Here is a 23,686-nt window from a genome sequence, read left to right as displayed (position 1 = left end):
CCCCTCTATGCACTGGCGCGGGCCCTGGCGGCTTCGGCCCGCCCGATGACCACACGCATGATTTCGTTGGTGCCCTCCAGGATTCGGTGCACCCGTAGATCACGAACGATCTTCTCCAGCCCGTATTCACGGAGATACCCGTAGCCGCCGAGTAACTGCAGGGCCTGATCGGCGACGGTGAAGCAGGTATCGGTGACGTAGCGTTTGGCCATCGCGCACAGCTCGACCTTATCGGGTGCCCCCGCATCAAGAGCAGATGCCGCGCGCCACAACAGGAGTCGCGATGTCTCCAGCCCGGTGGCCATATCGGCAAGGGTGAACCGGATGGTGGGTTCGTCCAGCAGTGCACCGCCGAATGCCTCGCGGTCCCTGACGTACGCGGCCGCCCGGTCGTAGGCGGCCTGCGCGCCGCCCAGTGAGCAGGCGGCGATATTCAGCCGTCCACCGTTGAGCCCGTTCATCGCCACGCCGAACCCGGTGCCTTCGCCTTCCGGCCCGCCCAGCATCGCATCCGCCGGCACCCGGACGCCTTCGAAGATGACCTGTGCGGTGGGTTGGGCGTGCCAGCCCATCTTTTCCTCTTCGGCACCGAAACTCAGTCCCGGCGTGCCCTTTTCGACGAGAAATGCAGAGATACCCCGTGGGCCGTCGCCACCGGTGCGGGCCATCACGACATAGACGTCGGACGTCCCAGCCCCGGAGATGAACTGTTTGACACCGTCGAGCACGTAGTCCGCGTTCTGTTCTGGGCCGGACCGCACTGCCCTGGTGCGCAGGGCGCCCGCGTCGGAACCGGCACCTGGCTCGGTGAGGCAGTAGCTGGCTATCGCCTCCATCGAGGCCAGCCGCGGCACCCAGCTCTTGCGCTGTTCGCGGGTGCCGTAGCTGTCCACCATCCATGCGCACATGTTGTGGATGGACATGAATGCCGCCACCGTCGGGTCCGCGGTGGCCAGCTGTTCGAAGATCCGGACGGCGTCGAGTCGGGTGAGCCCGCTACCGCCGACATCCTCGGAACAGTAGATGGCCGCCATCCCCAGCTCGGCGGCGTCGCGGAGCACATCGATCGGAAAGTGCTTGGCCGCTTCCCAATCCAAGGCGTGCGGGGCCACCCGCTTGATGGCGAACGCGGCTGCCGTCTCGGTGATCACGCGTTCGTCGTCGTCGAGCCCGAACAACTGCATAGCCACGGGTGCGCCTTAATTCATGGTCGGGATGACGAACTCGGCGCCATCCTTGATACCGGAGGGCCAGCGCTGAGTGACCGTCTTGACCTTGGTGTAGAACACGATCGACGCCGGTCCGTGCTGGTTGAGGTCGCCGAAGCCGGAGCGCTTCCAACCGCCAAAGCTGTGGTAGGCCACCGGAACCGGGATCGGCACGTTGACGCCGACCATACCGACCTGGACCCGGGAGACGAAGTCCCTTGCCGTGTCGCCATCGCGGGTGAAGATCGCGACGCCGTTGCCGTACTCGTGCTCCGAAGGCAGCGCCAGCGCCTCTTCGTAGGTGTCGGCCCGGACGATGCAGAGCACGGGACCGAAGATCTCGTCCTTGTAGATCGACATATCGGAGGTGACATGGTCAAAGAGAGTGGGCCCGATGAAGTAGCCGCCCTCAAGGCTGGCATCGCCGAAGGTCAGGTCGTCACTGGCACGCTCGCGACCGTCGACGACGATCTCGGCGCCTGCGTCGACGCCTTGGCCGATGTAATCCTTCACCCGCGCCAGTGCGGCACCGGTGACCAGTGGGCCGTAATCGGCCTTGGGGTCAAGGCTGTGACCGACCCGCAGGTTGTTGACTCGCTCAACGAGCCTGGCGCGCAAGCGATCTGCTGTCTCTTTGCCCACTGGGACCGCGACGCTGATGGCCATGCAACGCTCGCCTGCGCTGCCGTAGCCGGCGCCGATCAACGCGTCGACGGCCTGGTCGAGATCGGCGTCGGGCATCACGATCATGTGGTTCTTGGCGCCGCCGAAGCACTGGGCACGCTTACCGTTGGCGGCGGCCGTGCTGTAGATGTACTGCGCGATATCGGAACTGCCGACGAAGCCGACGGCCTTGATATCGGGGTGATGCAGGATCGCGTCCACGGCCTCTTTATCGCCCTGCACCACCTGGAAGACACCCTTGGGCAGGCCGGCTTCCAAGAACAGCTCGGCGAGGCGGACTGGCACGGAGGGGTCGCGCTCACTGGGCTTGAGGATAAAGGCGTTGCCGCAGGCCAGCGCGGGGCCGGCTTTCCACAGCGGGATCATCGCCGGGAAGTTGAACGGGGTGATCCCGGCGACCACGCCCAGCGGCTGGCGCAGCGAGTACACGTCGATCCCGCCGCCCGCGCCTTCGGTGTAGTCGCCCTTGAGCAGATGCGGTATGCCGATGGCGAATTCGATGACTTCGATGCCACGCTGGATATCGCCGAGTGAGTCGGGGACGGTCTTGCCGTGTTCCAGGGACAGCAGCTCCGCGAGTTCATTGGCGTTCTTGTTGACCAGCTCGACGAACTTCATCATCACGCGGGCGCGCCGCTGCGGGTTCCAGGCCGCCCACTCCTTCTGCGCCTCGACGGCGATGGCGACCGCTGTATCGACGTCGGCCGCCGACGCCAGCGCGACCTGGGACTGCACCTCGCCGGTGCTGGGGTTGAGCACATCAGCGGTCCGGGTGGACTGCAGTGTGTCGCGGCGGCCGTCGATGAAATGCGGAATCTGAGTGGTCATGATCCGTCCCGGTGGAGTCGGCGAGTGAGATACTTGGATATCCTAGTAAATGGAGACATCGCCGCGCAAGGTGTGGGTCCAGCGCGGTGGGGAGCGCTCTTCGCTACCCACCACGCCGAACTGGTCAGGAAGGGGACAGCCCCAGCGGTCCGGCCAACTCGGTCAGGGTGGGGATCAACTGGTCCCGGTCGCCCAGAACCTGGATGGTGACGTGGTCGGCACCCGCCTCGAGGTGCTCGCCCAGGCGTTGGGCGATCTGCTCGGCCGTACCGTGCGCCACCACCGAGTCGATCAACTTATCGCTACCCGGTTTCGTCACATCGTCGGCGGTGAAACCGAGCCGGCGCCAGTTGTTGACGTAATTGCTCAGATCCAGATAGAAGCCGACCGTCTTGCGGCCGAGTTCGCGGGCCGCGTCCGGATCGGTGGTCAGCACCACCTTGTGCTCAGGAGCCAAATAGACGGTGTTGCCGACGAGTTCGCGGGCCTGCGCGGTGTGCTCGGGCGTGGTCAGGTAGGGGTGGGCGCCCGCACTGCGGTTGCGGGCGAGCGTCAGCACCTTCGGTCCCAGGGCGGCGATAACGCGGCGACTGGTCGGCACGGTCGCGTTATCGAGGGCGTCGAGATACTCGACCAGCGCGTCGTAGGGCTTCTGGTATTCCTGCGTGTGCTCGGGGTGCCCGACACCCACCCCGAGCAGGAACCGGCCTGGATACGCACCTTCGATGCGGTGGTAGGACTCTGCCACCGTCGCCGCGGGCGCCGACCAGATATTGACGATGCCCGTGGCCACCTGCAGGTGTTCGGTCTGCTCGAGGATGGGCTCGACGAATGACAGATCAGCAGGTGGCGACGCACCCACCCAGACCGCGCCGTAGCCCAGCTTCTCGATCTGGACGGCCTGCTCAGGCGTTACGGGACCACCGGTCCAGACGCCGAAACGGCCGAGATCGGGTTTGAGTGATGCTGCGTCGGTCATTCTTGGGAGGGTCCTGTCGATCAGGCGGAGGTCAGTCCGAGCGGTTCAGCCAGTTCGGCCAGTGCAGTTACCAGCTTCTCAGGTGAGGTCAGCACCTGAACGGGCACATGGTCCGCACCGGCGTCGAGGTGCGCCTTCAGTCGCGCAGCGATGGCGTCCGGCGTGCCGTAGGCGACGAACGCATCGACCAGTGCGTCACTGCCGGGCTTGGCGATGTCAGAGTCGGTGAAACCCAACCGTTTCCAATTGCTCGTGTAGTTCGTCAGATTGAGGTAGATCTCCAGCGCCTTGCGGCCAACGGCGCGGGCTTTGTCCGCATCGGTGGTCAGCACGGCCTTGTGTTCGGGTGCCAGGAAAGCGTCCGGCCCGATCAGCTCACGCGCTTGGGCAGTGTGCTCGGGGGTGGTCAGGTAGGGATGGGCCCCTGCGCTGCGACGCGCCGACAGTTTTAGTACCTGCGGTCCCAATGCTGCGACCACCCGTTGATCCTTGGGCACGTCGTACGCGTCGAGTTCATCGAGGTATTCGACGAGGGCGTCGTAGGGCTTTTTGTACTCGGCGTGCGCCTCAGGATGGCCGACGCCGATACCGAGGATGAAGCGGCCCGGGTAGGCATTGTTGATCCGGTGAAAGGAGGCGGCGACGGGCTTGGCCGCGGCGGTCCAGATGTTGACGATGCCGGTGGCGACTTTGAGGTTGGTGGTCGCCGCGAGGATCGGTTCCACCCAATCCAACTCGGCAGGCGGTGAGCCGCCGACCCAGAGGGCGCCGTAGCCAAGCGCTTCGATGTCCTTGGCCTGTGCGGGGCTCGCGCCCCGTCCGAAAACTCCGAAACGGCCGAGATCTGGTTTGGTCATGGCTGCTGCAACCTGTCCTGCGGCGAGCGGTATTCCGATTCCTTCATAGAGATCGAAACTACGAAACGTGTGCCGCTTCGTCCAGCGGCGCTATCGCCTCTGTCGCCGGGGCCTGCAGCGGCAACAGGATGATGAACCGGGTGTCGCCGGGCGTCGATTCCACCCGCAGGTCGCCATGGTGTTTCTCGACGACGATCTTCCAGGCCAGATCCAGTCCGAGACCGGTGCCCTCACCGAACGGCTTGGTGGTGAAAAACGGGGTGAAGATCCGGCTGCGGATCTCCTCGGGGATGCCCGGCCCGGTATCGCAAATCTCGATGCGCGCCATGCTTTCGCTCTCGCGCGATGTGCGCACCGTCAAAGTGCCGTTACCGTCCATCGCCTGAATGGCGTTGTCGATGATGTTCGTCCAAACCTGGTTCAAATCACCTGGGAAGCAAGGGATTTCAGGAAGCGTCTTATCGTATTCCTTGACGCATTTGATGGCTTTGTCCTTGCCGATCCGATCGGCGAACATCATCAGCGTGCTGTGTAGCAGCTCATGGATGTCCGAGACCTGGAACGGTGCCCGGTCCATCTGCGAATACTGTTTGGCGCCGGCCAGCAGGGCGGAGATGCGCTTGGACGCCTCGGTGATCTGATTCATCATCAGCTCGGTGTCGATGGTGTACTTCAGCCACCCCATCGCTCCCTGGAGTGACGCCGACGCGTCCACCTCGTCGATGGACGCGGAGATGCGCTCAAGCCAGTCGGTGTCCAGGCCGGCGTCGACGAAGGTCGGGGCGTAATCCCAGGCGCCGATGATGTCGTGGTCATCGAGCCAGTCGCCGATGCGGTCTTCGCGGTCGGAGGCCTCCAGCGCGGTCAGCTCCTGAGCCTTGGATTTGGCCACCTGCTCGGCGACTTCTTCCTGGATGGTGACCAGTACGCGCAGCCCCTCTGGGCTGAATTTCCCGTCGGCCAGCATCGCCAACTTGTGCCGCATGCCGGCGACCTTTTCGCGAAGGTCGGACACCGCGCGGGCCGTGGCGGCGGCCGGGTTGTTGAGCTGATGGGTCAGACCCGCGGTGATGTTGCCCAGTGCCAGCAGCTTCTCCCGCTGGTCGATGATCTGTCGCTGACGAAGACCGCCGACTTTGAGGCCGTCGAGCAGATGCACCGCCATCGGGAACTCTTCTTTGACGAAATGACCGAAGGCGTGGGCGTCGAGGACGAAGAACTTCGAGGGCTTGGTCACCCGCACCGAGGACTCATACAGCTGCGGGACATCCGGTACGAAAGCGCTCCACGCGCCACAGTAGACACCGCGCTGCGAGGTGCGGTTGGTCTCGATATCGTCGCCGCCCGAGCGCTTGGACATCACCAACTCGCCGTCGATCATCACGTAGAAGCACGTCGCCGGCTCACCTTCGACGCAGATCGGGCCGGGCTCGAACGTGGCGATGTGGCCGTCCTTGCACAGCGTGGCCAGCTGTTCGTCGGACAGTGATTCGAACAGGAACAACGTCCGCAACTCTTCGGGTAGACAGCGCTCGCCCATGGCCGTGTGACCTTTCTATGCCTCTGCGAGGTAGCGATGCACCAGCATCACCGCCATCGATCCTTCGCCTACCGCCGCCGCAACCCGCTTGGCGGATTCCGAACGCACGTCCCCTGCAACAAACACACCGGGCACACTTGTTTCCAAATGATGGGGTGGTCTTTCCAGCGGCCACCGGGAGCAGGCCTTCAGGTCGGGGCCGGCCAGGATGAAACCGTGGTCATCGCGGGCGACGACGTCCTCAAGCCATTCGGTCAGCGGGGCAGCGCCGATGAAGATGAACATCCGCGCAGCGCTGACCTCTTCGACCGCCCCGGAGTTGCGGTCCACCAGGTAGAGGTTCTCCAGGTGACCGTCGCCGGCGGCACGCTGCACCTCGGTGCAGGTTCGGACGGTGATCTTGGGGTTGGCCTCGATCTGCTGAATCAGGTAGTACGACATCGACGCTTCCAGCGACGGCCCGCGCACCACGATCGTCACGGATTTCGCGTCGCGCGACAGGTACATCGCCGCCTGGCCCGCCGAATTGGCTCCGCCGACGACGTAGACGTCCTCGTCTTCGCATTCCGACGCCACCGAATTCGCCGCGCCGTAGTAGATGCCCTTACCGGTCAGGTCCACACAACCTTCGGCCTGCAGCTGCCGGTAGGAGACGCCGGTCGCCAGGATCACCGCCCGCGAGTCGATCGACGTGCCGTCGGCGAATTTGATGGTCTTCACCGGCCCGTTGATCTCCAGCGCGACCGCCTCACGGGTAGTGATCAGTTCGGCCTTGAACTTCTCTGCCTGCCTGCGGGCGCGGTCGGCCAGCTGACTGCCCGACACCCCGTCCGGGAAGCCCAGGTAATTCTCGATCCGCGAGCTCTGACCCGCCTGCCCGCCGGTGGCGGTGCGCTCTATCAGGACGGTGTTGAGTCCTTCTGAGGCGCCGTAGACCGCGGCGGCCAGGCCGGCCGGACCGCCGCCGATGACGACGAGGTCGTAGAACTCTTCCGACGGTGTGGTGGACAACCCGAGCCGGTCTGCCAGCTCGGTTTCCGACGGATTCACCAGCGGCTGACCCTGTTCGGTGATGACCACGGGCAGGGTCCGGTCGTCGAGTCCGGCGGCCTCCAGCAGACGCTCACCCTCGGGTTCGTCGGCCATGAACCAGTGATAGGGCAGGCGATTGCGGGCCAGGAAGTCCCTGACCTCAGCTGAGCGGGCGTTCCATCGGTGCCCGATGATCTTGGTGTGGGGGATGGGTCGGTCACCTGCGGCCCGCCATGCCTCCAGAAGCCCATCGATGACGGGGTAGAGCTTTTCTTCCGGCGGATCCCAGGGTTTGAGCAGGTAGTGGTCCAGGTCGACGACGTTGATGGCGTCGATCGCCGCGTGGGTATCGGCATACGCGGTCAGCAGCACCCGGCGGGCCAGCGGAAACAGGTCCATCGCCTGTTCGAGGAATTCGATACCGCTCATCTGCGGCATCCGGTAGTCGGCTACGAAAACCGCGACGGTCTCACCGCGCAGTTTGAGTTCCTTCAGGGCGTCCAGCGCGTCGGGCCCCGACTCGGCCCGCACGATCCGGTAATGCTCGCCGTAGTGCCGACGGAGATCTCGGGCGACCGCGCGGGACACCGAAGGATCGTCGTCGACGGTGAGGATTATCGGTTTGGGGGCCTGGGCAACAGATCCGGTCATCGCCTGTAAGTATGCGCCGGGCCGGGCCTGTCGTCACAGGTGGGAGTGAGCGTTACTCCGCGGGCGAAACCGGATGCGGGTGCATGCTGGTTGGCCCTCAGTTCGGCGACCTGGGATGATCGTCGCGTCCGCTGCCCGCAGCTGGTGACAGCAATTTTGGAGCCTGGCCGCCGAGCGGGTATCGTAGGTCGGCGGTGCGGTTTGCGCGCCGACTCTTTGCGTGCCTGTGTTGAAGTTCTCGGAATTTCCGCCTCCTGGCTCACGTTTTTGTAGTCGGAGTTGACGCTGCGCCGAGCACGGACGTAAACGAACGCAGCACGCCAAAAAGATACGAAACCAAAGAAGACCCCGAAGAAGAACAGAGGATTGCCGGAAAGTATGGCCAAGAAAGACGGAGCCATCGAGGTCGAAGGCCGCGTGGTCGAGCCCCTGCCCAATGCGATGTTTCGCATTGAGCTGGAAAACGGACACAAGGTACTCGCCCACATCAGCGGCAAGATGCGGCAGCACTACATCCGCATCCTGCCCGAGGACCGAGTGGTAGTGGAGCTCTCGCCCTACGACCTGTCCCGTGGCCGCATTGTGTACCGGTACAAGTAATGAAGTTCAGGCTCAGCAGTCACGCCGGGCCCGAAGCCACATATTTCACTCCCAGACAAAGAACAGGATCGCGACAGCCGTGAAGGTGAACCCGAGCGTCAAGCCGATCTGCGATAAGTGCAGGGTGATCCGCCGGCATGGGCGGGTCATGGTGATCTGCTCTGATCCGCGCCACAAGCAGCGCCAGGGTTAATCCCCGGGCGGATCGCAGAAGTACCACCCACAACTCAATGCAGACCTCCCAGTACCAGTAGGCGGCTGGCATCTTTTAGAAGATGGGCCCGCTTATTCACGTCCGGCACGGAGGCCGGACCCCGTAAAGACGGGGAACGGACTGGGATCAGACCTCCGCAACGAAGAAGGAAACACTGCCTGATGGCACGTCTCATGGGCGTCGATCTCCCGCGCGATAAGCGCATGGAGATCGCGCTGACCTATATCTACGGCATCGGCCGTACCCGCTCCCAGGAGATCCTGGCGGCGACGAGCATCGACCGGGATCTGCGCACCAAGGACCTCACCGACGACCAGCTGACTCAGCTGCGCGACTACATCGAAGCTTCGCTGAAGGTGGAGGGTGACCTGCGCCGTGAGGTGCAGGCCGACATCCGTCGCAAGATCGAGATCGGCTGCTACCAGGGGTTGCGGCACCGCCGTGGCCTGCCGGTGCGCGGTCAGCGAACCAAGACCAATGCGCGCACCCGCAAGGGCCCGAAGCGCACCATCGCCGGCAAGAAGAAGGCCAGGTAACCCCGGATGGCACAAGCAAAGAAGGGTGGCGCTGCTCCCAAGAAGGGGCAGAAGACCCGTCGCAGGGAAAAGAAGAACGTCCCGCACGGCGCCGCTCACATCAAGAGCACGTTCAACAACACGATCGTCTCGATCACCGATCCTCAGGGCAACGTCATTGCCTGGGCCTCGTCGGGACACGTCGGGTTCAAGGGTTCGCGTAAGTCGACCCCGTTCGCCGCCCAGTTGGCCGCCGAGAACGCTGCGCGTAAGGCGCAGGAGCACGGTGTCAAGAAGGTCGATGTCTTCGTCAAGGGTCCGGGTTCGGGCCGCGAGACCGCGATCCGTTCGTTGCAGGCAGCAGGCCTTGAGGTCGGCGCCATTTCTGATGTCACCCCGCAGCCCCACAATGGCTGCCGCCCGCCCAAGCGGCGCCGGGTCTAGTCGGGATTAGGAGAAAAGACTCATGGCTCGTTACACCGGACCTGCAACCCGTAAGTCACGCCGTCTCGGCGTCGACCTCATCGGTGGAGATCAGTCCTTCGAAAAGCGCCCCTACCCACCCGGCCAGCATGGCCGCGCGCGGATCAAGGAAAGCGAATACCGCACCCAGCTGCAGGAGAAGCAGAAGGCCCGCTTCACCTACGGCGTGATGGAGAAGCAGTTCCGTCGTTACTACGAAGAGGCCAACCGCCTCTCGGGTAAGACCGGCGAGAACCTGCTCCGCATCCTGGAGACCCGCCTGGACAACGTCGTGTACCGCGCCGGCCTGGCGCGTACCCGTCGGATGGCCCGTCAGCTGGTCAGCCACGGCCACTTCACCGTCAACGGTGTCAAGGTCGACGTCCCCAGCTACCGGGTGACCCAGTACGACATCATCGACATCCGCGAGAAGTCGATCAACACCTTGCCGTTCGAGGCTGCCCGTCAGGCCGCCGGCGATCGCCCGATCCCGGGCTGGCTGCAGGTTGTCGGGGAGCGCCAGCGCATCCTCGTGCACCAGCTGCCGGAGCGGGCTCAGATCCAGGTTCCGCTCGCGGAGCAGCTCATCGTCGAGTTCTACTCGAAGTAGCAGTACCCCCACTGGGCCCAATGGCCCAGTGGGGCAACTCAATCGGCATCAAATAGTGGGTGTCGAGAAGGAGAAGGAAACACCATGCTGATTTCTCAGCGGCCCACCCTGGGCGAAGAGGTCATCGCCGACAACCGTTCACAGTTCGTCATCGAACCGTTGGAGCCCGGTTTCGGCTACACCCTCGGCAACTCACTGCGGCGCACCCTGCTGTCGTCCATCCCGGGCGCAGCGGTCACCAGCATCCGCATCGACGGCGTGCTGCACGAATTCACCACCGTCCCAGGTGTGAAGGAAGATGTCACCGACATCATCCTGAACCTCAAGGGCCTGGTCGTGTCGTCCGAAGAGGACGAGCCGGTCACCATGTACCTGCGCAAGCAGGGTCCGGGTGAGGTCACCGCGGGCGATATCGTGCCGCCGGCCGGCGTCACCGTGCACAACCCCGAAATGCACATCGCCACCCTGAACGACAAGGGCAAGCTCGAGGTCGAGCTCGTCGTCGAGCGTGGCCGTGGCTACGTTCCCGCCGTGCAGAACAAGGCCTCGGGCGCGGAGATCGGCCGTATCCCGGTTGACTCCATCTACTCGCCCGTGTTGAAGGTGACCTACAAGGTCGAGGCCACCCGCGTCGAGCAGCGCACCGACTTCGACAAGCTGATCCTCGACGTCGAGACCAAAAATTCGATCACCCCGCGTGACGCGCTGGCCTCGGCCGGCAAGACGCTGGTCGAATTGTTCGGTCTGGCAAGGGAACTCAACATCGAGGCCGAAGGCATCGAGATCGGGCCGTCGCCGGCCGAGGCAGATCACATCGCCTCGTTCGCGCTGCCGATCGACGACCTGGACCTGACGGTCCGGTCGTACAACTGCCTCAAGCGCGAGGGTGTGCACACCGTGGGCGAGCTCGTGGCCCGCACGGAGTCCGATCTGCTGGACATCCGCAACTTCGGCCAGAAGTCCATCGACGAGGTCAAGATCAAGCTGCATCAGCTCGGTCTCTCGCTCAAGGACAGCCCGGCCACTTTCGACCCGTCCGAGGTTGCCGGTTATGACGTCGCCACCGGTACCTGGAACAGCGATGCCGGCTATGACCTGGACACCGACCAGGACTTTGCCGAAACCGAACAGCTCTAACAACAATCGTCCCGGCCCTACCTGATACGGGGGTCGGCCCCATTTAGGAGACAGTCGCAATGCCCAAGCCCACTAAGGGTCCTCGCCTCGGCGGGTCGTCCTCGCACCAGAAGGCGCTGCTGGCCAACCTGGCCACGTCGCTGTTCGAGCACGGCCGGATCAAGACGACCGAGCCCAAGGCCCGGGCGTTGCGGCCGTACGCGGAGAAGCTCATCACCCATGCCGTGAAGGGCTCGCTGCACAATCGCCGCGAGGTGATGAAGAAGATCCGTGACAAGGATGTCGTGCACACCTTGTTCGCCGAGATCGGTCCGTTCTTCGCAGATCGCCCCGGCGGCTACATCCGGATCATCAAGGTGGAGGCACGTAAGGGCGATAACGCCCCGATGGCCGTCATCGAGTTGGTGCGGGAGAAGACGGTAACCTCTGAGGCCGACCGTGCCCGTCGGGTGAAGTCTTCGAAGGCCGAGCCGGCTGCTGCCGCTCCCGCCGACGAGGTCGAGGTGACCGACGAGGTCGAGGCCACACCTGAGGCCGACGTTGTCGAAGAAGACAGCGCGATCGAGGACGCTCAGGAAGCCGAAGCAGCCGAAGAGGTTGCGGACGACAAGGCCGAAGACGCCAAGTAAAGCTGAACCGAACATGCCCGCCATCGACTCCGATGGCGGGCATCTTCGTCTTCGCCTCGACATCGCTTACGACGGCACCGATTTCTCGGGGTGGGCAGCCCAGGCGGGACAGCGCACGGTGGCAGGCGTGCTCGGTGACGCGTTGTCGCTGGTGTTCCGGGTGGCGGTGGAACTGAAGGTGGCCGGCCGCACTGATGCCGGTGTGCACGCCACCGGTCAGGTTGCGCACGTCGATGTCCCGCTCGATGCGATCGCGCGGGCCTACCCACGGACGCCGCGGCCACTGGACCCAGAATTTCAATCCCTGGTCCGACGGCTGGGGCGGATCCTGCCAGATGATGTCCGGGTCCGCGATATCACCAGGGCCCCAGCAGGATTCGATGCGCGGTTCTCGGCGCTGCGCAGGCACTACATCTACCGGATCTCGACGGCGCACCACGGCGTTGAGCCGGAACTGGCCCGCTTCGTCGCGCCCTGGCCGCGGCCGCTCGATGTCGACGCCATGGCCGCCGCCTCACGAGATCTGTTGGGGCTGCACGATTTTGCTGCGTTCTGCCGGTACAGGGAAGGCGGCACCACTATCAGGGAGTTGCAGCGTCTCGACTGGGTCCGCGACGGCGATCTGATCACCGCGTCGGTAACCGCGGATGCGTTCTGCTGGAACATGGTCCGGTCATTGATCGGTGTGCTGACGGCGGTGGGGGAGCAACGCAGGCCACGGGGTTGGGCAAGTGAGCTGCTTGATGCCACCCGGCGGGCCAACGATTACAGCGTGGCGCCCGCAAAGGGGCTGACGATGATCGGTGTCGACTATCCGAGCGACGATCAACTGGAGGAGCGGATCCAGGTGACCAAGGTCGTGCGTCCGCGGTTGGGCTAGAGCCGGCCCGCAACGAAGTCGACGGCCTGATTGACCATGCCCGCCCCGATATAGGCCGGTGCCAAATGCTGCGGCCAGTAGTCCTGCCAGTTGTTCGGGTCGGTCGGATTACAGATGGGGTCGTCACCGTGGCACAACTCGGTGGTCCGGTCGCCGTAGACCGGGTTGAAATTGCTGAGCGGACCGACCCACTGCGACCCATTGCCGAACAGGGCGACAGCGGCGATGTGGTCGCTCATATCGCCCGGTAGCGGATTCTTGAACGCCATGAATCCCATCGGCACGGCGAGCACGACGTCGGTCACGGCCGCGCCAAGGGAGTAGCCCCCGAGCACGATTCTGGTGTTCGGGCAGTCGGCGGCCGTGCTCTGGATGCGTCGGCTCATATCGTTGGCGCCGATGTCGATCTGGTTATCGGCGGGATACTGCACCGCGTAGAGGTTGATGTTCTTGCCGGTCTTCGAACGGAGCCCGCTGACAAATGCGTTGCCGATCTGTCCGGCACCGGCCGGTTCCAGCCGGCCGCGAGCGAAGATCACCTCCACATCGGGGCACGCTGCAGCAGCGGACGGGATACCGAAGCCGGTCACCAGCGTCGGGGCGACGAAGAGCGTCGCAGCGACCGTGATTGCGGAGATCAGTGTTGCGCAGCAAGTTCGCAGCCGGCTCATAGGCTTCATGCTAACGAATTAACTGACGGGGGTGGAAAATCGTCGTTTCGCTAGCCGGCCGCGGGCTGATCAGACCAACCCGGCGACGAAGTTGGCGGCTTGACCGGGAAACTCGCTGGACTCGTAGTGGGTGTGGGCGAACGGATTGCGGCCATCACTGCAGATCGGGTCACCATCGCTGCACAGGTCGATGGAGCGGCCGCCGAACAAGGAGCTGTTGGTCAGCGGCACACTGAACTTGGTGGAGGGGTTACCGAAGACTGCGGCGGCAGCGATGTTGCCGAGGACGCTGCCCGGGAGCGGAGCCGCCGACCCGACCTCGCCGACCTTGTTGCCCAGCGGGGGGATATTGCCGAGCATGTCGACCACCGCTGCGCCTTGGGAGTAGCCGCCGAGCACGATCCGGGTCGACGGGCAGGTCTGCGCCATGGACAGGATGTGCGCAGTCGCGTCGTTGGCGCCGTCGGCTGCTGCCAGGAAGTCATAGGTGGCCGGATAGGCAACCCCGTAGGTGCCCAGTGTGCGGCCGCCGAGCAGCGGTACGAGATTGTCCGCCAGGGCCTGACCCACGCGGCCAATGCCGTCGGGCTCGCTGGTGCCACGGGCGAACACCAACTCGACGTCGGGGCACGCGGCATGCGCCGATGGGATGCCGACGGAAGTCGCGATCACGGCGGGGGCGACGAGCGCCAGAGCGGCGACCGGTACCGCCGCAGTCGCGGTCAGCAGCCTGCGGGCAGTCGCCATCCATCTAAAAGGTGCTGCGACGGCATCAACTGAACTCATTTAGACATACTTACATAGCTGGTCGGCTCGGCCGAAATTGTTGAGGTATTTACTCTCTCGTCAAACCAGGCCGGCGGCAAAGGTGGCTCCCTGACTGATTAAGCCAGTCGCCACGTAGTTGCTGTGGGCGGCGACGTCATTGCCGTCGGAGCACACCGGGTCACCGCCATTGCACAGATCGATCGACCGGGCCCCGTAGACCGGGCTGACCGTCAGCGGCAATCCGACCTTGGTGGTTGGGTTGCCGAAGACGGCTAGCGCTGCGATGTGATCGGGCGCATCGGGAGGCAGGGGCGCATTGAAGCCGATGGCCGGGAAGGGCACTGCCGCAAGGGTGTCGACAATCGCCGCCCCCTGCGAGTAGCCGGCCAGCACGATCCTGGTGGCGGGACAATCGACAATGGTGCCCTGGATGTGCGCACTGGCGTCGTTGGCACCGCCGGCGGCTGCAAGGAAGTCGTAGGTCGCCGGGTAGACGACGGCGTAGACGCCGAGCGACCTGTTACCGATCTGGCTCTTGAGCGAGTTCACAAAGGCCGTACCTTCTCGGCCGAGACCCTGGGGCTGGTCGGTGCCGCGGGCGAATACCACCTCGACATCCGAGCAAGCAGCGTTCGCGGTTGCGGCGCCGAACGGGCCAGGCAGCACAGTGGATGCGGTCACCATAAGTGCGGCCATCGCGATGGCGGTCGCCGCAGAGCGGCGCAGGTCAGTCTTCACCTCAGCAGCTTAGCGGCCGCTGCCGTCAGGAGTCGGCGCAGCGAGCGGCGGCATCTCGAAATTCTTGGCGCTGAACGACTCAACAACGCCTGCGTCGGGCCAACTCGCCGCAGTTACTTCGACCGAGTTGTCGCCTTGGCGCGCCAGCGCGAGACCGGCCAGCACCACTGCCCCGCCGACGGCCTGCGACATGGTCATCGCCTCACCGACCAGCACCCAGGCCCACAACACGGCAAACAGCACCTCGGCCAGACCCACCAGGGAGGCGAAGCTGGGACGCAACCGGGCCACACCTGCGATGCCCAAGGTGTAGGCGATCGCGGTGCTGAAGATTCCCAGCATCAGCACCGGCACCAGCCAGGAGGTGGCGAAACCTGCGATGACGACGTTGTTGGACGTGAAGATGAGTGGCATCACGCCGGTCAGGCCCAGGAGCGCCACCGCGGCAGCCCCGACGATGAGACCGCCCGCAGCCAGCGTGATGGCGTGCAGCCCATTGCCGTCGGCGGCAACCTCGTCGCTCATCATGAAGTAGAAGCCGGCACAGACCGCCGCACCAAGACCCCAGGCGATGCCCGCGGCATTGATGTGGGCGCTGGCAAACCCCGTGGCACCGATGACGCCGAGTACCAGCATGATTCCCGCGACGGCCAGACCGACGCCGGCGATGGTCATATTGCTGGGCCTGCGCTTGGTGGTGCCCCAGAGCCAACCCACCACGAGCAGCGGTGCGGTGTACTCCAGCAGCAGCGCCACCGCGACGGACACGTGCGAGACGGCGTTGTAGTAGCAGAGTTGGGCGCCGGCGATCGGGATCAGGCCGTAAACCACGACGGTCTTCTTGTGCAGCAGTGTCTCGCGGAACCAGCCGGGCCGGACCACGGTGGCGAAGATCGCCATCACGATGGCGCCGCCCGCCAGTCGCAGGGTGACGGCCGCGGTCGGGCTCCAGCCGGCTTCCATCAGTGATTTCGCGAAGGGGCCGGACATGCCGAAGGTGAACGCGGACCCGACCGCGAACAGCAGGCCGAGCCGGAAATCGTTAACGGGCCTCGCCATCAGCATGTGGCACCTCCTCAATAGGTGTAATGAGTGAAAAGTTCTTTGGTCATGACGATAGAGTCTGCGCAGGTCACGCGTCAAATGATTTTTGCTCGTGACAGCAATCTCACAGCCGACGGATGCGTGTGGGCTGGGTAACAGGGTGGGTGGGCTGCGAATGCCATCCCGAGGTTCTGTCGGCGTGTGGAAGCGGCGGCAGTCGCTTGCTAACGGTATTGCTAAAGCGCCGAGTCGCTTGGCTTGCGCCGGTAACTGATGGCGATTACAGCGAGCACCGCCGGTTCCTCCGTGTCGTACCGGATCACCGGGCGTTGAAGTCCGTCACTGCTGATCGTCGGCAGTATTTTAGGTGCCGCTCATGCGGTCGGTCGGCTTCTGTAGTCGGTCGGCGGCGTTTGTTGCGGTAGGGGCGCCGAAAAGCGAACGCGACGCCGTCTGCGGGACAGCTGCTGTATCGACACGATTTATTGCCTTAGAGAACGCTGATCCGGGTGAGCGCCCGGAAGACCCACCGGTGGTAAGGGATGAAGTCTGCCGACGGACTGACCGGTCAGCTAGCCGAACGTCGGGCCCGAAACGCAAATCTGGGCCGCGCAGAGCGTTCTCGTTGATCTGGCTTCCTCCCTGGTTTCCGGGTTGCGTATCCATATAAGAACTCTTCATGCCCGCGCCGGCGCCGCTGCCCGACATGCTCTTGCTGCCATCGGGATTACCGGGTTTGACGGGTGCCTCGGGACTGTCAGTGCCGTTTTCGTTGTGGTAGCCGCCCTGTTGGTACCCGCCCTTATGGGGTGCGCCCCAGGGGACGCCGGGTAACTGGGGACTCAACGGCCCGGCCGAAGGTTGCGAACCCGTCGATTGTTGAGGTGTGGGGGCTGCCGTTGTCAGCTGCTCCAGGTACTGCCGCCACGCCTGTAGATATCCGAATAGTTGCTGGGCGTAATCGGTTCCCGGTGGTGCAAACAGCGGACCGGGAGCTGTGGGAGCCGCCGGTGGTAACGGTGGGAGCGGCGGCATCATCGGTATTGAGGACGGGAACCCGGGAAAGGTCAGTCCAGCCGCGGTTGGCGACTGCCCCAGTAGCTGCTGCCAGGCTTGGAGGTAGGAGGACAGTTGCTGGTTGTGGTCCATGGGATTCGTCATGGTCGGATCTCCTACCTGCGAGGGAACGGGTGGTGCGGCGGACCCGGCTGGAAATCCGGCTGGTGGGTCCAGAGGATGGGGCAGCGATTCGAGGCAGTACTGGGTGTCGAGATTGCGCAAGGTACGAGTGTCGGGTGGCTCACGGTTCTCGACGTCGAAGACGTAGCAGTAGTCGCCTGCAGGCGTCGGCATCCGGATTGGACTCGACATGCCCTGATCGAGGAAGCCGTACGGGAAGCGCCATCCGAGGGAGGTTTTCGCGCGGCGGTCTACACCGCCTGATTCGACCCAAATGTAGTGATCGAGGATGGCGTTGACTGCATGACGTGCCGACTCGCAGGCCGCCTCCATCGACGTCATTCTGGTGAACGTCTTGGTCCAGGTGCCGGCGAAGACCACCGAGTTGTTGTGTACCTGATATCCGCCGTGGCGGGCCTGCCAGACATTGCGCAACTCGAGATCCTCAAGCCACAAGTCCTCCGAAGGTGTGGTGCCCCAAGAGGTGTCGTGCGGGTTCCAGGGCCCGCCACCCGGGCGATTGGACCAGTCACCGACTATCGGTACCAGGTAGGGAGTTTCGTTCCGTATCACCTTGCCGGTTCCCTGGCCGGGCCCGTCCTCCATGATCAGACCCCGGTCGAGCGCGTACCAGACCGGCCACGGCAGTAGTGACTCCGGAGGCCTATCTACCCCGCTGGTCAGGGCCCACATGATCTGGCGCCACACCTCCGCGGCAATCTCATCGACGGTGCAGTCGCGGGCAGCCTTGCCGCGACCGAACTCATCGACCAGGTGACGCGACGGTGTGTTGAAATCTCCGATATCCACCGAGAGCACCGAGACGTGGCCGTCGCGAGCCAGCGTCGGCCGCCGCTCCCACATTCCGTGCTGATTGATCGACGACAATGCCCACTCGGTGCCCGAGTAGTACATGTGACCCCGGAGCACTTGAAACTCAGTATCGAAGTAGTACTGAATACCCCCGAGTGTCTGGAAGCGGTCCCACGGCAGCTTTCCCATTTCGTCCACGGCGTAGGGGTCTCGGCGAACCTGCGGTCGTGACACGCCGGGCTGCAGTGGTCCATCGGGAGGTGGAGCGGAGGTGGTGAATCCGTCAAGTTGAGCCACTGTTCCGCCGCCACCGGCTGCGCGCATTGCCGAGGTGATCTTTTCGGCCACCGGCGCATCGACGGCCACCACCGTGTAATCCGGCGACACGCGGGTGCCGTCGGCCAGTGTGATCGCCACCCGCCCACGCTCGTGCGGCGGCTCGGTCGGATCATTTGCGGGGGGATCAAGACATTCGACTGCACCTGCCACGAAGCGGACTCCGAGCGTGACCAGGTGCCGATACCAGTGGTCGAACCATGATTCGGTGGTGGGACCATTGAGGACCCCGTCGGCCTTGTTGTCGCGGCGATCCATTTGTAGCTGGAGCTGAAGGTAGGTCGTGAGGTTGGTCCTTGCGTCTCCCCAGCGGGTATCGAAAGCAGCTAATACCCTGGGCATTTCGAGCAGGAGTTCGTCAAAGCGAGGTGTGTAGGCAAACTTTCGAGTACCGGTTGCCTCGTCGAGCCCTACGAAAAAATCGTAGGCGGACAGGTTCTGGAGTTCCCTCGCACGTCGCAGGGGACTGGTGACCAGGTAGCGCAACAACCTGCTCACGAAGGTCTGGACGTCGTTTGCGCTGAAGCCCAGCTGCGCGAGTTGGCCGACGACCCCTAGGAATTCGGCCGGGCTACGCGGGGCCTCGCGCGGGAAGACCAATGACGGCTTACCGTCCACTGTGGTGCCCTGTGTCACGACCCGCTTGACGTTGTCGAGGACGGTGCGCGATGTCGGAAGCCATTTGATGACACCATGGTCCCGGTCGACGCGTTCATATACGGGTATGCGTTGGAACAGATCCCAGGTGTGCAGGTAGTAGGCCGGAAAAAAGCGGAAGCCGTGTTCACCGGCCACCGCGCGCGTGGGCTGGCGAGGCTGGCCGCGTCGCCCCGGAAAGGGACGCAACTCGGCCTGGCTTCCGCCGTGGGTGCCTACCGTCGAATACTGCGAAGCGGCGAGGCCCCCGAGCTTGACGGGCGGGAAGCATTCCTCGGGATCGGTTCCCAGTCCGCGTCGTTCGTCTTGGCGGGGCTCGTACACGGTGACATCAAAACCCCGCTCTGCCAGTTCGAAAGCTGCCGTCAGTCCGGCTATTCCGGCGCCGAGAACAGCTACCGTGGGGCGATGCTCACATGAAGCGGGGGTCGTTATGCACTCGGTCATGTCGGCCCCGTCCGGAGTGCGGCAAGCAAGCCGGGCTGTGTCGGTGCCCGGACCGCGGCGTGTACGTAGGCGAGCAGAGTGTCGTGTGCTCGCAGGATGTCATCGAGCGAGCCTCGAACGTTCACTGTGCCCGCCTCGACGGCATCCTCCAGTCCGACTCTGGCATCGAGCACGTCGAGGATCGCCGATCGGGTGGTGGCGATCCGGGCGCCCGCCCTCGCTGCAGGCCCTTGCGAAATCTCCAGCCGTCGCCCACCTGAGAGCGCGAAGAGTTCGCCGTCGATATCGAGTTCGACCACCAGCGGTCCGAGCTTGTCGAGCACCACGCGGTAGCTTGAGGGCACCTCGTCGGCGAGTTGTTCGATCGACCTCTGCAGCAGGGATGAAATCGGTTCAGCCATGGAGGAACTCGAATACACCGGCAGCCACAAAGTCCATGGCTACACCTTTGATAGACCCGCGCACCCGGGCGGTGCCGCTTGACTCGCACAGCACTGTCGACCGGTCCAGGTGTACTTCGCTCGGCTGGGCGAGACGGGCGTAGGACTGTGGCCGAAACTGTACTTGCACAGTATCGCCCGCTCTGGTCGCGTTGACCTGAAGCTGTTCCGGCACAGCCGGTGTCGCACCATCCATCAGTAGTCGCATCGGCGGCGGCAACGTGCAGTCCGGGGGCCGGTCGAGGAACCCGGATGATTGGGTCTGCACGGCGGCATGTCGAAATATGGCGGCAGGTTCGTCGTGGTGCCACACGTATAGCGCCTGGGACAGGCAGTTCAACCGTCGCCGGTCAGTCATCTGCAGGAAAACCAACGACCACGGTTCCTCGTGCCGCTGGGGCAAGATCGTGCCCCAGGTCCAGCCGAAGTCATCGCCCCAGAGGAAGCGACCCCAGTTGTGATCGTGATAGGCGAGATCGTCCTGCAGTCGATACTCGTGGCCTCCGATGCGCAGCCAGCCGTCGGCGCGCAACCGCGGGACGAACAGCCAGGACATCCGGCCTTCGCCCAGGGGTTGGTTGTTCACGACGAATGGCCGACTCGTCGCGGCGAATTCGATCTCACCGGCGATGGCATGCCCGGGCAGGTCGATCACCACGCGGTAACCGTCGGAGCCTAGCGTCATGCGGTTACCGCCGACGCTCACGTCACCGAGACCAGCCGAAATTTCCAGCGCTGACGGGTCGAATCGTTCGATGGCTCCTGTCCATTGCTCGGCGTGCGCAATCACGATCACCCGGGGTGCCAGCTGATGATGTCCCGTCGGGGACGTCTCATTCGAGAGGCTGAAATTGATCAACAGGCGGCAACCCTGAGTGTGAACCACGAAGTGGTGCCACTCTTTGAACCCGGTGGGCTCGGCGGCAGCAAGCACCGGGGTCCGGAGGAAGTCGCTACCGGCCAGGACTGCGGTCATCGCAGCCACCTCATGTGCTCAGTGGTGGATGCAGTCGAAGTCGGTGGGGGCGGGGGCGCTACGGCCAGTCTCTCCACCGCCTCGCCGACGCTTGCCAGGCCCAGCAGCAGGTGGATGAAGTCGTCGGCTTCCTGTGGTGGATCGGAAGGGCGAATATCTTTGGCGGCCAAGGCATGTACAACGCTGGCGATGCTAGTCAAGCCCATTAGATAGCCGATGAAGTTGCTCTGTTTGGCCAGTGACTCGCGCGGATCGGTGAGCGTCATGCGAATCCCTCTGGCCTCAGACGCGCCAGGATGGCCTCGTCGAGGCCATGCCCGATGACCGCGTCGGCGAGCAGTTCGGCCCAGGCGATTGGAGCGGAACCGGGCGACGCCGGGCCGTCGAGGATGTTCAGACTGACCGTCTCCCAAACGCGCCGAAGGTTTTCAACCGCCTCGGACGCGACGAGGGCATCGCGTAGCTGCGCACCAGCGGGTGAATCTGCGTAGCGGCAACCCTCAGTGACCAGTAGGTCGTGCACGCTGCGAGCCGCGGCGGGGTTACCGAGCACCGCACGGCGTGCTCCGAGGAGCAGTTCGTACACCGTGTTCTCGGCCCCGGACGCACCCGTCGGCGGCGCCGGCATCAGCCGCGGGGTCTGTTGCTCAATGAGGTCGAGGGTCAGTTCTCGGACGCGTTCGAGCTCGGCCAGCATGCCAATCAGGACTTCGGGCGTCATCTGGTGCGTCCGTGTACGTATTCGACGAGGGCCGCGAGTGCGTCGCGGTGCCTGCTGGGTGGCAACCATTCCATGCCGGCCAACACCGCGGCGGCCTCTCTGGCGTGCCGGGCCGCGATATCCCTGGCATGTTTGAGCGAGCCGACGCGCTGCATGAGGGTATAAAGCCAGCGGATATCGTCCAGGCTCTTCGACTCCGAGATATGTTGGCCCGCAAGGGCAGCCGCTATATCAGCGCGGCCAGATCGTGATAGCTCGCCGCACGCGGTTAGTCGATCCAGCACGTCGGTCAGCCCCAGTTCGCCCTCGGCGGCTGGACGGCGCCTGGCCAGGATCTGCACGGCACGTTCCTGATCGTCGGTCCCGGCACAGCGCAACGCGTGCAATAGCATCAGGGTTCGTTTGCCCTCCCACAGGTCGCCGCCGATCTCCTTGCCGTAGTCCTCCGGGTCCGCCCGCAGGTTCAGGAGATCGTCGGTGATCTGAAAGGCCGCTCCGAGGTGGCGGCCAAGGGACTCCAACGGTTCCAGCTGCTCGCTTCCGGCTCCGGCGGCGACTGCGCCTGCCTGTAGCGGTGTGATGAACGAGTACCAGCTAGTCTTGAGTTCGACCATCGTGAGGTAGTCGGCGTCGTGGAGTTGCCAGGCGTTGGACCGAACCCACTCGAGCTCCAGCGCCTGACCGTCCACGGTCTGACGGGTCATATGGGCGACGGCCCGCAATATGCGCAGAGCAGGTCCGAGGCCCACCCGCTCGACATTGTCGAGCAGCGGTTGCAGTGACAGCGAGAGCATCGCGTCGCCGACATTGACGGCGATGGGAATTCCGTGATCGATGTGCATCGTGGGTTTGCCGCGCCGCCACCATGATTCGTCCTCGATATCATCGTGGATGAGAAATGCGTTGTGGTAGAGCTCGAGTGTGGCCGCAGTCGGCAGTATCGAGTCGAGGTGGCCGCCAAGTCCAAGGCAGATCGCGATGCTCAAGGCGGGGCGTAGTGCCTTTCCGCCGCGCAACGGGTAGTCCAGAATCAGCTCGTGCAGGCTGCTCGATCCGCGTTTATCTGGTCCGTACAACCGCCTTATCTCGCCGTCGCAGGCCTCCTTGCACAGGGCGAGATAGTCCTCGAGCGGATTGGCCGCCGCCTGGGCGGAGCGCAAGTCAGGCAGGGTCGATGTCATCGGGTATCAAGGTGGAAATCACGTCAGGCCTCGTCGACGATGACAGCGATGCCGTTCTTGTCAGTGATTCTTAGAGCAAATCCGATCCGGACGGCAAGATTGATTTCGTTGCTGGACGTTTCCCCGATGACTTCCAGACTCGGGGGAATACTGATGGCCAGATCCACAGGCTCTTCGCCCGGCGACGCCTCCCCCGCAGACCCGTGCGCTATCCGCTGCCGCCTGCCGAGCAGCACCGCGATGACCATGGGCGTGACACCATCGGCCCTCTTCTCGTCGAGTTGCGACGCACGGTGCAATGAGTTGGCGTTTGCCGCGATCAGCAAGGTCTCCAGGACCGAATACCCGCTCACCAGCTGGCTGAGTTTCTTGAGGCCTTCGGTATTTGTCACCACACAGGACGGCGCTCGATATCCGGCGTCCTCGACCTTCACCCGGGCATCGATGAGTGCGTCGAGGATGGGATCTGGTGGCACAAGACCAGTCAATTCAACTTCTGTTGCCGCCGCGCGAATCTTGGGCAAGACAAACTTATCGACCAAGGTGGCGAGATCGACAGTTTTCTCAATCACCTGTGCCAGCAACGTATCGGGGGTCGGCGCGATCGCCTGCGCCAGTGTCACTTTGAACGCGACATTCTTCGGAACTATTGCGATGGGCACTGCCGCCGCATTGTTGATATTGTCCGCGCGCACAAACGTTTGAGCGGGGTCACCGGTGTCCCAGCGAGGGATGGCCTGCCAGGCAACGCACGTTTGCTCGAACGTTTCCAGAACCGTTTGGTTGGCGAGAGCCAACCGCTCAGCGCTCAGATACATATCACTACCCCCCTCAGAGTGTGAATCAAATGATGACAGGCGATGTCAGCGCGCGCTACGTATTGATGCCT

The 23,686-nt window shown here is 64.0% G+C and carries 25 protein-coding genes; 8 read left to right on the top strand and 17 right to left on the bottom strand.

Translation table 11 applies throughout. The annotated features are described in order from the left end of the window. Window positions 1–5: 5 nt before the first annotated feature. The 6 genes from ADBZ9O_RS27405 to ADBZ9O_RS27380 all read right to left on the bottom strand — a co-directional run bounded on the left by ADBZ9O_RS27405 (window position 6) and on the right by ADBZ9O_RS27380 (window position 7,779). Window positions 6–1,178 carry an acyl-CoA dehydrogenase family protein gene (locus ADBZ9O_RS27405; RefSeq protein ID WP_526533566.1) on the bottom strand — a complete coding sequence of 391 codons (1,173 nt, stop codon included), beginning with the start codon at window positions 1,176–1,178 and terminating at the stop codon, window positions 6–8. Window positions 1,179–1,199: 21 nt separating this feature from the next. Next, window positions 1,200–2,720 carry a CoA-acylating methylmalonate-semialdehyde dehydrogenase gene (locus tag ADBZ9O_RS27400; RefSeq protein ID WP_526526330.1) on the bottom strand — a complete coding sequence of 507 codons (1,521 nt, stop codon included), beginning with the start codon at window positions 2,718–2,720 and terminating at the stop codon, window positions 1,200–1,202. Between the two features lie 124 nt (window positions 2,721–2,844). Next, the gene (locus ADBZ9O_RS27395; protein WP_526526329.1) at window positions 2,845–3,699 is read right to left on the bottom strand and encodes an LLM class F420-dependent oxidoreductase; all 855 of its coding nucleotides are present in this window, start codon (window positions 3,697–3,699) and stop codon (window positions 2,845–2,847) included. A 20-nt stretch (window positions 3,700–3,719) separates the two neighbouring features. Then, the gene (locus ADBZ9O_RS27390) at window positions 3,720–4,556 is read right to left on the bottom strand and encodes an LLM class F420-dependent oxidoreductase (RefSeq protein ID WP_526526327.1); all 837 of its coding nucleotides are present in this window, start codon (window positions 4,554–4,556) and stop codon (window positions 3,720–3,722) included. Window positions 4,557–4,614: 58 nt separating this feature from the next. Then, complete coding sequence (locus ADBZ9O_RS27385; protein WP_526526325.1) at window positions 4,615–6,096, bottom strand: ATP-binding protein; 1,482 nt, start codon at window positions 6,094–6,096, stop codon at window positions 4,615–4,617. 15 nt (window positions 6,097–6,111) lie between these two features. Further along, a complete protein-coding gene (locus tag ADBZ9O_RS27380) occupies window positions 6,112–7,779 on the bottom strand; it encodes an NAD(P)/FAD-dependent oxidoreductase (RefSeq protein WP_526526324.1) in 1,668 nt (555 codons plus the stop codon). 378 nt (window positions 7,780–8,157) lie between these two features. Between ADBZ9O_RS27380 and infA the strand changes: the two genes are divergently transcribed. The 8 genes from infA (at window position 8,158) to truA (ending at window position 12,826) form a co-directional block, all read left to right on the top strand. Beyond that, entirely contained in the window at window positions 8,158–8,379 is a 222-nt protein-coding gene (infA, locus tag ADBZ9O_RS27375; protein WP_003418601.1) for a translation initiation factor IF-1, read from the top strand. 79 nt (window positions 8,380–8,458) lie between these two features. Next, window positions 8,459–8,572 (top strand): 50S ribosomal protein L36, encoded by a 114-nt coding sequence (gene rpmJ / locus ADBZ9O_RS27370; RefSeq protein ID WP_003879483.1) that lies wholly within the window; start codon window positions 8,459–8,461, stop codon window positions 8,570–8,572. A gap of 182 nt (window positions 8,573–8,754) precedes the next feature. After that, the gene (gene rpsM / locus ADBZ9O_RS27365; RefSeq protein ID WP_526526322.1) at window positions 8,755–9,129 is read left to right on the top strand and encodes a 30S ribosomal protein S13; all 375 of its coding nucleotides are present in this window, start codon (window positions 8,755–8,757) and stop codon (window positions 9,127–9,129) included. Window positions 9,130–9,135: 6 nt separating this feature from the next. Further along, a complete protein-coding gene (rpsK, locus tag ADBZ9O_RS27360) occupies window positions 9,136–9,552 on the top strand; it encodes a 30S ribosomal protein S11 (protein WP_005140014.1) in 417 nt (138 codons plus the stop codon). Between the two features lie 22 nt (window positions 9,553–9,574). Further along, window positions 9,575–10,180 carry a 30S ribosomal protein S4 gene (gene rpsD, locus ADBZ9O_RS27355; protein ID WP_526526320.1) on the top strand — a complete coding sequence of 202 codons (606 nt, stop codon included), beginning with the start codon at window positions 9,575–9,577 and terminating at the stop codon, window positions 10,178–10,180. 84 nt (window positions 10,181–10,264) lie between these two features. Further along, entirely contained in the window at window positions 10,265–11,317 is a 1,053-nt protein-coding gene (locus ADBZ9O_RS27350) for a DNA-directed RNA polymerase subunit alpha (RefSeq protein ID WP_264068337.1), read from the top strand. A 59-nt stretch (window positions 11,318–11,376) separates the two neighbouring features. Beyond that, window positions 11,377–11,946, top strand: a complete 570-nt coding sequence (gene rplQ / locus ADBZ9O_RS27345; RefSeq protein WP_526526319.1) for a 50S ribosomal protein L17 — start codon at window positions 11,377–11,379, stop codon at window positions 11,944–11,946. A gap of 13 nt (window positions 11,947–11,959) precedes the next feature. After that, window positions 11,960–12,826 carry a tRNA pseudouridine(38-40) synthase TruA gene (gene truA, locus ADBZ9O_RS27340; RefSeq protein WP_526526318.1) on the top strand — a complete coding sequence of 289 codons (867 nt, stop codon included), beginning with the start codon at window positions 11,960–11,962 and terminating at the stop codon, window positions 12,824–12,826. On the opposite strand, the gene ADBZ9O_RS27335 is transcribed toward truA, so the two are convergent. From ADBZ9O_RS27335 to ADBZ9O_RS27285, 11 genes are all read right to left on the bottom strand, one after another. Continuing rightward, window positions 12,823–13,497 (bottom strand): cutinase family protein, encoded by a 675-nt coding sequence (locus ADBZ9O_RS27335; RefSeq protein WP_526526316.1) that lies wholly within the window; start codon window positions 13,495–13,497, stop codon window positions 12,823–12,825. The genes truA and ADBZ9O_RS27335 overlap by 4 nt on opposite strands. A 69-nt stretch (window positions 13,498–13,566) precedes the next feature. Next, window positions 13,567–14,244, bottom strand: coding sequence for a cutinase family protein (locus tag ADBZ9O_RS27330; RefSeq protein WP_526526314.1), 678 nt, complete (start codon window positions 14,242–14,244; stop codon window positions 13,567–13,569). Window positions 14,245–14,343: 99 nt separating this feature from the next. Beyond that, window positions 14,344–14,949 carry a cutinase family protein gene (locus ADBZ9O_RS27325; RefSeq protein ID WP_526533564.1) on the bottom strand — a complete coding sequence of 202 codons (606 nt, stop codon included), beginning with the start codon at window positions 14,947–14,949 and terminating at the stop codon, window positions 14,344–14,346. A gap of 63 nt (window positions 14,950–15,012) precedes the next feature. Then, window positions 15,013–16,062, bottom strand: a complete 1,050-nt coding sequence (locus ADBZ9O_RS27320) for an EamA family transporter (RefSeq protein WP_526526312.1) — start codon at window positions 16,060–16,062, stop codon at window positions 15,013–15,015. Between the two features lie 348 nt (window positions 16,063–16,410). Beyond that, window positions 16,411–19,479, bottom strand: coding sequence for an FAD-dependent oxidoreductase (locus tag ADBZ9O_RS27315; RefSeq protein WP_526526310.1), 3,069 nt, complete (start codon window positions 19,477–19,479; stop codon window positions 16,411–16,413). Then, window positions 19,476–19,880, bottom strand: coding sequence for an SCP-2 sterol transfer family protein (locus ADBZ9O_RS27310; RefSeq protein ID WP_526526309.1), 405 nt, complete (start codon window positions 19,878–19,880; stop codon window positions 19,476–19,478). The genes ADBZ9O_RS27315 and ADBZ9O_RS27310 overlap by 4 nt, the downstream gene beginning before the upstream one ends. After that, entirely contained in the window at window positions 19,873–20,895 is a 1,023-nt protein-coding gene (locus ADBZ9O_RS27305) for a hypothetical protein (RefSeq protein ID WP_526526307.1), read from the bottom strand. The genes ADBZ9O_RS27310 and ADBZ9O_RS27305 overlap by 8 nt, the downstream gene beginning before the upstream one ends. After that, window positions 20,892–21,161, bottom strand: coding sequence for a hypothetical protein (locus ADBZ9O_RS27300; protein ID WP_526526305.1), 270 nt, complete (start codon window positions 21,159–21,161; stop codon window positions 20,892–20,894). The genes ADBZ9O_RS27305 and ADBZ9O_RS27300 overlap by 4 nt, the downstream gene beginning before the upstream one ends. After that, window positions 21,158–21,616, bottom strand: coding sequence for a hypothetical protein (locus ADBZ9O_RS27295; RefSeq protein ID WP_526526304.1), 459 nt, complete (start codon window positions 21,614–21,616; stop codon window positions 21,158–21,160). Before ADBZ9O_RS27295 ends, ADBZ9O_RS27300 begins: the two co-directional genes overlap by 4 nt. Then, entirely contained in the window at window positions 21,613–22,797 is a 1,185-nt protein-coding gene (locus ADBZ9O_RS27290) for a polyprenyl synthetase family protein (RefSeq protein ID WP_526526303.1), read from the bottom strand. Before ADBZ9O_RS27290 ends, ADBZ9O_RS27295 begins: the two co-directional genes overlap by 4 nt. Before the next feature lie 23 nt (window positions 22,798–22,820). Then, entirely contained in the window at window positions 22,821–23,615 is a 795-nt protein-coding gene (locus ADBZ9O_RS27285) for a hypothetical protein (protein ID WP_526526302.1), read from the bottom strand. Between the last annotated feature and the right edge of the window lie 71 nt (window positions 23,616–23,686).

The sequence above is a fragment of the Mycobacterium sp. genome, from assembly GCF_965229105.1.
Taxonomy (GTDB): Bacteria; Actinomycetota; Actinomycetes; order Mycobacteriales; family Mycobacteriaceae; genus Mycobacterium.
This window is presented reverse-complemented; position numbering and strand designations above follow the sequence as displayed.

Coding starts and splice junctions, on each gene's coding strand:
- ADBZ9O_RS27400 (WP_526526330.1), bottom strand. CDS start 2,720: ATGACCACTCAGATTCCGCATTTCATCGACGGCCGCCGCGACACACTG.
- ADBZ9O_RS27395 (WP_526526329.1), bottom strand. CDS start 3,699: ATGACCGACGCAGCATCACTCAAACCCGATCTCGGCCGTTTCGGCGTC.
- ADBZ9O_RS27390 (WP_526526327.1), bottom strand. CDS start 4,556: ATGACCAAACCAGATCTCGGCCGTTTCGGAGTTTTCGGACGGGGCGCG.
- ADBZ9O_RS27385 (WP_526526325.1), bottom strand. CDS start 6,096: ATGGGCGAGCGCTGTCTACCCGAAGAGTTGCGGACGTTGTTCCTGTTC.
- ADBZ9O_RS27380 (WP_526526324.1), bottom strand. CDS start 7,779: ATGACCGGATCTGTTGCCCAGGCCCCCAAACCGATAATCCTCACCGTC.
- infA (WP_003418601.1), top strand. CDS start 8,158: ATGGCCAAGAAAGACGGAGCCATCGAGGTCGAAGGCCGCGTGGTCGAG.
- rpsM (WP_526526322.1), top strand. CDS start 8,755: ATGGCACGTCTCATGGGCGTCGATCTCCCGCGCGATAAGCGCATGGAG.
- rpsK (WP_005140014.1), top strand. CDS start 9,136: ATGGCACAAGCAAAGAAGGGTGGCGCTGCTCCCAAGAAGGGGCAGAAG.
- rpsD (WP_526526320.1), top strand. CDS start 9,575: ATGGCTCGTTACACCGGACCTGCAACCCGTAAGTCACGCCGTCTCGGC.
- ADBZ9O_RS27350 (WP_264068337.1), top strand. CDS start 10,265: ATGCTGATTTCTCAGCGGCCCACCCTGGGCGAAGAGGTCATCGCCGAC.
- rplQ (WP_526526319.1), top strand. CDS start 11,377: ATGCCCAAGCCCACTAAGGGTCCTCGCCTCGGCGGGTCGTCCTCGCAC.
- truA (WP_526526318.1), top strand. CDS start 11,960: ATGCCCGCCATCGACTCCGATGGCGGGCATCTTCGTCTTCGCCTCGAC.
- ADBZ9O_RS27335 (WP_526526316.1), bottom strand. CDS start 13,497: ATGAGCCGGCTGCGAACTTGCTGCGCAACACTGATCTCCGCAATCACG.
- ADBZ9O_RS27330 (WP_526526314.1), bottom strand. CDS start 14,244: ATGGCGACTGCCCGCAGGCTGCTGACCGCGACTGCGGCGGTACCGGTC.
- ADBZ9O_RS27325 (WP_526533564.1), bottom strand. CDS start 14,949: ATGGTGACCGCATCCACTGTGCTGCCTGGCCCGTTCGGCGCCGCAACC.
- ADBZ9O_RS27320 (WP_526526312.1), bottom strand. CDS start 16,062: ATGGCGAGGCCCGTTAACGATTTCCGGCTCGGCCTGCTGTTCGCGGTC.
- ADBZ9O_RS27315 (WP_526526310.1), bottom strand. CDS start 19,479: ATGACCGAGTGCATAACGACCCCCGCTTCATGTGAGCATCGCCCCACG.
- ADBZ9O_RS27310 (WP_526526309.1), bottom strand. CDS start 19,880: ATGGCTGAACCGATTTCATCCCTGCTGCAGAGGTCGATCGAACAACTC.
- ADBZ9O_RS27305 (WP_526526307.1), bottom strand. CDS start 20,895: ATGACCGCAGTCCTGGCCGGTAGCGACTTCCTCCGGACCCCGGTGCTT.
- ADBZ9O_RS27300 (WP_526526305.1), bottom strand. CDS start 21,161: ATGACGCTCACCGATCCGCGCGAGTCACTGGCCAAACAGAGCAACTTC.
- ADBZ9O_RS27295 (WP_526526304.1), bottom strand. CDS start 21,616: ATGACGCCCGAAGTCCTGATTGGCATGCTGGCCGAGCTCGAACGCGTC.
- ADBZ9O_RS27290 (WP_526526303.1), bottom strand. CDS start 22,797: ATGACATCGACCCTGCCTGACTTGCGCTCCGCCCAGGCGGCGGCCAAT.
- ADBZ9O_RS27285 (WP_526526302.1), bottom strand. CDS start 23,615: ATGTATCTGAGCGCTGAGCGGTTGGCTCTCGCCAACCAAACGGTTCTG.